Source organism: Ralstonia sp. RL, assembly GCF_001683835.1.
Classification (GTDB): Bacteria; Pseudomonadota; Gammaproteobacteria; order Burkholderiales; family Burkholderiaceae; genus Ralstonia; species Ralstonia mannitolilytica.
In genome coordinates this window covers 1-6,994 of record NZ_LWRX01000021.1, presented here as the reverse complement: position 1 = coordinate 6,994, position 6,994 = coordinate 1, and the positions used below count along the sequence as shown (strand labels likewise).

The following is a 6,994-nucleotide window of genomic DNA, read 5'->3' as shown; positions in this document are numbered from 1 at the left end:
GGCGCGCCTTTCTTTTGCTTACTTTTCTTTGGCAAGACAAAGAAAAGTGAGTCGTGCCCGGCAGGGTACGGAAGGAAGGCGGACCACCAACCCAAAAACCAAAAACAAAAAACAAAAAACACCCACCCCATTTGACGCCCCATTTTTTTCATGGATAACTGTCTCCCCTCACCCCAACAACACAGCGAGCCACCCCATGACCCTCCAAACCTGGCTGGCCTTCATCGGCGCCAGCATCATCATCCTGCTCATCCCCGGCCCGACCATCCTTTTGGTGATTGGTGATTCGCTGGCCAACCGTGGCCGCTCGGCGTGGAGCACCGTTGCCGGCGTGGCCGCTGGAGACACCACAGCCATGGCCGTGTCCCTTGCCGGTGCGGGCGCCCTGCTGGCCGCATCGGCAGCGGCCTTCACGGCGCTCAAGCTCATCGGCGGTTCGTACCTCGTCTATCTGGGCATCAAGTCGATCCTCAGCGCCCGCCGCCTGCGCGACGATGCGCCCGAAGCCAGCATCCCGGTGCAGCAGAAGTCCGCCGGCCGCCGCTTCCTGTCCGCCTGGACGGTCACGGCGCTCAACCCCAAGAGCATCGTCTTTTTCGTCGCCTTCGTGCCGCAGTTCATGTCGGCCGAGCAGACCTTCCTGTCGCAGAGCGTGATCCTGCTGCCGACCTTCGTCATCCTGGCCGCCGCCAACGCGTCGATGTACGCGCTGGCCGCCAAGCTGCTCGCCAAGCGTCTGACCAGCGTGGCCGCGCAGCGCCGCTTCGGCTACACGGGCGGTGCGGTGATGGTGGGCGCAGGCACGCTCACGCTCGGCATGCAGTCGGCCTGATCGCCGTTCACAAGGCCGCACCGAGGACACCCGATGCCCCGCAGTTACCTCCGCCCCTCCCCCGAAGGGGCCCACGGCCACCACCGCGTCACCAACATCGAGCTGTTCTTCGATCTGGTGTTCGTGTTTGCGGTGACGCAGCTCTCGCACCTGCTGATCGGCAACTTCACGCTGCAAGGCGGCGCGCAGGCGCTGCTGCTGATGCTGGCGGTGTGGTGGGTGTGGATCTTCACGTCGTGGGTGACGAACTGGCTCGACCCGGACAAGCTCGCCATCCGCATGCTGATGCTCGTGCTGATGACGGGCGGGCTGCTGCTCTCGGCATCGCTGCCGCAGGCCTTCGGCTCGCGCGGGCTGGCGTTTGCGCTCGCCTATGTGTTCATGCAGTTCGGGCGCACGGTGTTCTTCCTGTGGGCCGTGCGCGGCGAGGCGCTGCCCATGCGGCGCAACTTCCAGCGCATCGCCACGTGGCTCGGCATCTCTGCGGTGCTGTGGCTGGCGGGCGGGCTGTCGGACGGTTCCGTGCGCTGGGCCTGCTGGATCGTCGCGCTGGCCATCGAATGGGTCGGGCCGTCGATGGGCTTCTACACGCCGGGCCTGGGCCGCTCCACCACCAATGACTGGAACGTGGAAGGCGGCCACATGGCCGAGCGCTGCTCGCTGTTCATCATCATCGCGCTGGGCGAATCGGTGCTGGTCACGGGCTCCACGTTTGCCGGGCTCGACTGGACCGCAGAAAACATCGCGGCGATGGCGCTGTCGTTCATCGGCAGCCTGGCGATGTGGTGGCTGTACTTCGACACGATTGCCGAGCGCGGCGCGCACACCATGTCGCATTCGGCCGATCCTGGCCGGCTTGCACGATTGGCCTACACCTACATCCACGTGGTGCTGGTGGCCGGCATCATCGTCGGGGCGGTGGCCGATGAGTTCGTGCTGGCGCATCCGGTGGGCCACCCCCATGCGGGGACGGCGCTGGCGGTGCTGGGCAGCGCGGCACTGTATCTGCTGGGCAACCTGCTGTTCAAGTGGGCGATCTTCGGCCGGTTGCGCCCAGCGCATGTGGTTGGTCTGGTGGCGCTGGGCGGCGCCTGGATGGTGGCGGGCGAATGGCCGGCGCTGGCGGTATCTGCGCTGGCGACGGGCGTGCTGTGCGGCACGGCGGCGTGGGAAGGGTACGCCCGCTCCTGCGAGACAGCCGAACCGGCACAGCCGCACGGGCACTGAGTGGTCACCTGAAAATTCCAGTTTTTGGACATTACAAAAGGCCACTCGCGCGCCTACTCTGTCCACCAACATGACAGAACACGAGGGCCCCGCCATGATCGACCTCTACTACTGCGCCACGCCCAACGGCCTGAAGATGGCGCTGTTCTTTGCCGAAACCGGCTTGCCGCACCGCGTCATCCCCGTCGATATCAGCCGGGGTGACCAGTTCAAGCCCGAGTTCCTGGCCATCTCGCCCAACAACAAGATCCCGGCCATGGTCGATCACGACCCGGCCGAGGGGACCGAGCCGGTGGTGCTGTTCGAATCGGGCGCCATGCTGCTTTACCTGGCCGAGAAGACAGGCCATCTGATGCCCACCGACCTGCACGGCCGCATGGAAGTGCTCAAGTGGCTGTTCTGGCAGGTGGGCGGCCTGGGCCCGATGGCCGGGCAGATCGGCCACTTCAACGTGTACGCCCCCGAGCGCGTGCCCTACGCCATCGACCGCTACACCAAAGAGACCAACCGCCTGTACGGCGTGCTCGACCGCCGCCTGGCCGACCGCCCGTACATTGCCGGCAACGACTACACCATCGCCGACATCGCGGCCTATCCGTGGATCGTCCCGCACGCCGGGCATGGTCAGGACCTAAACGACTTCCCGCACCTGCAGCGCTGGTTCGAAGCCGTTGGCGCACGGCCGGCCACGCAGCGCGCTTATGCCGGGGTGGAACGCGCCTACTCGCGCCGCCGCGAAGACATCTCCGACGACGAGCGCAGCGTGCTGTTCGGTCAGACCGCCAGCACCGCCGCGCGCTGATTCCCGCGGAGCCTCCGCGCTCCGCCCTCTCTCCGTTTTCTTCTTCGTTTTCCTCTTCTGACAGGAGCCGACCATGCCGGCATCGCTGTGGTGGTTGTGCCTGGGTGCGTTCGCCATCGGCACTGAAGGTTTCATGATCGCCGGCCTGCTGCCGGTGCTGGCCGCAGACCTGGGTGTGAGCGTGCCGGCGGCGGGGCAGCTCGTTACCGTGTTTGCCGTCACGTATGCCGTGGGCTCGCCGGCGATGGCGACGCTGCTCGGCAATGTCGACCGCCGACGCGTGCTGATCGGCGCGCTGGCCATCTTTGCGGCGGGCAACCTGCTGGCGGCCACCGCGCACGGCTTTGGGCAGTTGATGGCGGCGCGCGTGCTGCTGGCGCTGGCGGCCGGCGTGTTCCTGCCGACGGCCAATGCGGTGGCGACCTCGCTGGTGCCCGCCTCGCGCAGCGGCTCGGCGCTGGCCATCATCACGGGCGGCGGCACGGTGGCAGTGGCGCTCGGCGTGCCGCTGGGCGCGTGGATTGCGGCGCAGGGCGACTGGCGTTCGACGTTCATCGCATGCGGTGTGCTGTCGGCTCTGGCCACGGCGGGCTTGGCCTTAGGCCTGCCGCGCGCACTGCCGCACAGCGTGACCACGCTGGCGCAGCGCCTCTCCGTGGCGCGCCGGCCCGGCATGCTGGGCGCGCTGGCGGTGTCCACGCTGTGGGCCGCAGGCGGCTTTACGTTCTACACCTACATCGCCCCGTTCTTTGTGCAGGGGCTGGGCTTCGCGCCGCAGCACGTGGGCATCGTGCTGTTCCTGGTCGGCAGCTTTGCGGCGCTCGGCACGGGCCTGGGCGGCCACATGACCGACCGCGCCGGTGTGGCACGCGTGCTGGCGGTCAGCAGCGCGGGCATCGTGCTGGCGTTCTCGGTGCTGTCGCTGTCAGCGCAGGTGCTGCACGGCACGGTGGCCGGCGCGGTGGCCATCGGCGCGGTCGTGCTGTGGGGCATGGCCGGCTGGGGCTTCGGCCCGGCGCAGGCGACGCGCTTGATCCGCCTGGCGCCCGATGTGTCACCGATCACGCTGTCGCTGCATGCATCTGCGGTGTATGTGGGGATTGCGCTGGGGTCGAGCGTTGGCGCCCTGGCCCTGGCGCACGGTGGGCCGGGCATGCTGGGGTGGGCAGCCGCCGCGTGCCACGTGGTGGCGGTGGTGTTGTGGCGCAGGGGCGGCCGACATGAGGCGGCGCTGGCCGATGAACCTGCAGCCACGTCGGTCGCACACTGAACGCCGGAGCGCGGAACGCGACGCGCCGGGGCCGGAGCCCGACGCGCGGACGTCAAACCCCCGCGTTCCGAGCTTGGACTGTGGCGATCGAGCCTCAAACCCTCGCGTTCCGACCCTGGACCCCGGCGTTCGAGCCTCAAACCCTCGCGCTCCGAGCTTGGATCCCGGCGCTCGACCCTCAAACACGCACGCTCCGGGCTTTAAGGCCCACGCTTGAGCCTCAGAGGCTCGGCGTCGGGCCTCCGACCCCTCGCGCTTGGGCCTCTGAGCCCGATTTTTTCGACCTCGAACGGTCATGTTCCGGGCGTTGAGCCTGGTGGACGAGCCTCGGACACTCACGCTCGGCTGTCTGAGCCCCGCAATCGGGCCTCAGAGCCTCACGTGCCGCACTCAGACTGCCGCGGTGGGCGTGTCCCGCTCGCCGGTCGAGCGCCGCGCGCCACGCCGATCCAGGTACGGCAGCGCAAACAGGTAGAGCCCCGTGAACAGCAGCAGCGCCAGCGGCAGCAGCGGCGCGTAGGTGATCCACGCCGGCGGCTGTGCACCCTTGCCCAGCCCCAGGGCGACAAAGTTGGCGATGACCGTGAGCGTGAACGCCATCGACACCCAGCGGTGAAACTGGCGGATTGCGTGGCGGGGGCTCACTGGGCACCTCGGGCGGCCTGGATCATCTTCCAGCCGTTGCCGGCCGGGTCACGAAAGCCGGCGTCGACGCTGCCGAAGCGGTCGATCGGCTCCTGCGTGAACTCCACGCCGCGCTCGCGCAGTTGCACATAGGCGGCGCGGCAATCGGCGACGGTCAGCACCAGCGGCGGCATCGCGCCCTTGGCGACCATGGCGCGCAGCGTCTGCGCCGTGGCTTCGTCGTGAATGGGCGGGCCCGGCTGGAACAGGCCGAGCTGAAACGACGGCTGCTCCGGATGCTGCACCGTCAGCCACCGATACGGGCCGTTGCGCACGTCGGTATGCACGCGAAACCCGAGCTTGTCGACATAGAACGCCAGCGCCGCGTCCTGATCGTCCACATACAGCCCGACGACATTGATCCCTTGGCTCATCACCGCTCCTTGTTGTTGATGGGTGACGGATTTGTACCCTCTGCCAGCTGGCGGCGCTTCTCCGAAACTGCTGTGACGAGGTCGGGCCGCTGCGCCGCCTTCAGCACACAGGCGGGCACGCGGCCGAGTTGCTGCAGCGGTGCGGTGGCCTGTGCGTGACGGCGAAGCGCGCTCGGGCTCAGCCCGGTGATGTCGCGGAAGATGCGGCCGAAGGTGCCGAGGCTTTCCCAGCCCGTGGCGTAGGCGATTTCGATGATGGGCAGGTCGGTGTCGCGCAGCAGGGTGGTGGCCTGCTCGATGCGGCGCGTCAGCAGGTAGCGGTGCGGCGGAATGCCGAAGGCCTGCTTGAACGAACGCGCAAAATGCGCCGCCGACACGCCGCTCACCTCGGCCAGCCGCTTGACGGGCCATGCCTCGTGCGAGGCGGCGTCCATGCGGTCTTTGGCGCGCAGCAGGCGGCGCAGCAGCGCGGGGTCTTGCTGCGCGTCGGTGTGTGCCTGTGCCACCGCAGCCTGCCCTGGCGAGGTCAGCCCAGCTTGAACTCGCCGATGGCATGCGCGAGCTTGCGCACACCCTCTTCCACCTGCGCCAGCGACGAGGTGGCGTACGACAGACGCAGCGTCGAGCGATCCGGGTCGACCGGGTAGAACGCCGCGCCCGGCACGAACGCCACACCGCGCTCGATGGCCACCTTGGCCACATCGCCGGCATTGCGGCCCGGCAAGGTGCACCACAGGAACATGCCGCCGCGCGGGCGGTTGAAGGTCAGTTCGGTGTCGGGCAACAGCGCACGCAGGCCGTTGGCCATGGCGTGGGCGCGTTCGGCATAGGCCGCACGCGTGCGCGGCAGCACCGTGTCCAGGCGATTGCTGCGCAGGTACGCGGCGGCCGTGGCCTGCGCAAACGTGGAGGTGTGCGCATCGGCAAACTGCTTGACCATCACCGCGTTGCCCAGCACCGGCTGCGAGGCGATCATCCAGCCCACGCGCAGCCCCGGCGCCACCACCTTCGACAGGCTGCCGAGGTAGATCACACGCCCCTGCGCGCCGTCGGTCTGCTGCGACAGCGCGTACAGCGACGGCGGCGGGGGCGCGTCGAAATACAGGTCGCCGTACGGGTCGTCTTCCACGATCAGCAGGTTGTGGCGCACGGCCACGTCCAGCAGGCGCTTGCGGCGCTCCAGGCTCATCAGCGCGCCGCTCGGGTTGCCGAAGTTGGGAATCACGTAGAGGAATTTGGGGCGCGCGGTCGAAAGCACCTTTTCCAGCGCGTCGACATCCAGGCCGTCGCCATCGGTCGGCACGCCGGCCACCTTGGCGCCGTACAGCTTGAATGCCTGAATGGCGGCGAGGAAGGTGGGCGCCTCGGTCAGCACCGTGTCGCCCTCGCCGATCAGCACCTTGCCCAGCAGATCCAGCCCTTGCTGCGAACCGGTGGTGACGAGGAGGTCGGTGTTGGCGACGTTGGCGCCGCGCGACTTCATCAGCGTGACGATGGCCTCACGCAGCGGCTCGAAGCCCTCGGTGGCGCCGTATTGCAGCGCGCGGGCGGCGTCGGTGGTGAGTGCGCTGTCGGCGGCGGCCTTCAGGCCTTCCACGTCAAACAAGGCGGCGTCCGGAAAACCGCCGGCAAACGAGATCAGGCCCGGCTTGCCGAGCACCTTGAACAACTCGCGGATGGCGGAGGTTTCAACGTTTTGCAGGCGGGGTGCCAGCAGCGATTGCAGGAATTCCATGGCGTGCGTGTCTCGATCATTTTGTGTGCCCGCCACTTTACGTGATGTGCGTGGCGCCCGCATGCGCCGG

8 protein-coding genes are annotated in these 6,994 nt (G+C 68.1%); 4 read left to right on the top strand and 4 right to left on the bottom strand.

Annotated elements, in window-relative coordinates:
• The first annotated feature begins 196 nt into the window (after positions 1 to 196).
• From A6M56_RS03505 to A6M56_RS03490, 4 genes are all read left to right on the top strand, one after another.
• The gene (locus A6M56_RS03505) at positions 197 to 832 is read left to right on the top strand and encodes a LysE family translocator (RefSeq protein ID WP_027678504.1); all 636 of its coding nucleotides are present in this window, start codon (positions 197 to 199) and stop codon (positions 830 to 832) included.
• 33 nt (positions 833 to 865) lie between these two features.
• A complete protein-coding gene (locus tag A6M56_RS03500) occupies positions 866 to 2,059 on the top strand; it encodes a low temperature requirement protein A (protein WP_045785570.1) in 1,194 nt (397 codons plus the stop codon).
• Positions 2,060 to 2,153: 94 nt separating this feature from the next.
• On the top strand, positions 2,154 to 2,861 hold the full coding sequence (locus A6M56_RS03495; RefSeq protein ID WP_045787741.1) for a glutathione binding-like protein: 708 nt from the start codon (positions 2,154 to 2,156) through the stop codon (positions 2,859 to 2,861).
• 73 nt (positions 2,862 to 2,934) lie between these two features.
• Positions 2,935 to 4,131 (top strand): MFS transporter, encoded by a 1,197-nt coding sequence (locus A6M56_RS03490; protein ID WP_102080647.1) that lies wholly within the window; start codon positions 2,935 to 2,937, stop codon positions 4,129 to 4,131.
• 390 nt (positions 4,132 to 4,521) lie between these two features.
• On the opposite strand, the gene A6M56_RS03485 is transcribed toward A6M56_RS03490, so the two are convergent.
• Genes A6M56_RS03485 through A6M56_RS03470 form a run of 4 tightly spaced genes read right to left on the bottom strand, consistent with a single transcriptional unit; the run spans position 4,522 to position 6,924 of the window.
• The gene (locus A6M56_RS03485) at positions 4,522 to 4,776 is read right to left on the bottom strand and encodes a hypothetical protein (RefSeq protein WP_062737545.1); all 255 of its coding nucleotides are present in this window, start codon (positions 4,774 to 4,776) and stop codon (positions 4,522 to 4,524) included.
• The gene (locus tag A6M56_RS03480) at positions 4,773 to 5,189 is read right to left on the bottom strand and encodes a VOC family protein (RefSeq protein ID WP_062737546.1); all 417 of its coding nucleotides are present in this window, start codon (positions 5,187 to 5,189) and stop codon (positions 4,773 to 4,775) included. Before A6M56_RS03480 ends, A6M56_RS03485 begins: the two co-directional genes overlap by 4 nt.
• Positions 5,189 to 5,695 (bottom strand): helix-turn-helix domain-containing protein, encoded by a 507-nt coding sequence (locus tag A6M56_RS03475; protein WP_102080646.1) that lies wholly within the window; start codon positions 5,693 to 5,695, stop codon positions 5,189 to 5,191. Before A6M56_RS03475 ends, A6M56_RS03480 begins: the two co-directional genes overlap by 1 nt.
• Positions 5,696 to 5,715: 20 nt before the next feature.
• A complete protein-coding gene (locus A6M56_RS03470) occupies positions 5,716 to 6,924 on the bottom strand; it encodes an aminotransferase-like domain-containing protein (protein WP_102080645.1) in 1,209 nt (402 codons plus the stop codon).
• Positions 6,925 to 6,994: the final 70 nt, after the last annotated feature.

Bases quoted from the DNA above. Each gene is read 5' to 3' on its own strand.
- A6M56_RS03505 (WP_027678504.1), top strand. From the start codon at position 197: ATGACCCTCCAAACCTGGCTGGCCTTCATCGGCGCCAGCATCATCATC.
- A6M56_RS03500 (WP_045785570.1), top strand. From the start codon at position 866: ATGCCCCGCAGTTACCTCCGCCCCTCCCCCGAAGGGGCCCACGGCCAC.
- A6M56_RS03495 (WP_045787741.1), top strand. From the start codon at position 2,154: ATGATCGACCTCTACTACTGCGCCACGCCCAACGGCCTGAAGATGGCG.
- A6M56_RS03490 (WP_102080647.1), top strand. From the start codon at position 2,935: ATGCCGGCATCGCTGTGGTGGTTGTGCCTGGGTGCGTTCGCCATCGGC.
- A6M56_RS03480 (WP_062737546.1), bottom strand. From the start codon at position 5,189: ATGAGCCAAGGGATCAATGTCGTCGGGCTGTATGTGGACGATCAGGAC.
- A6M56_RS03470 (WP_102080645.1), bottom strand. From the start codon at position 6,924: ATGGAATTCCTGCAATCGCTGCTGGCACCCCGCCTGCAAAACGTTGAA.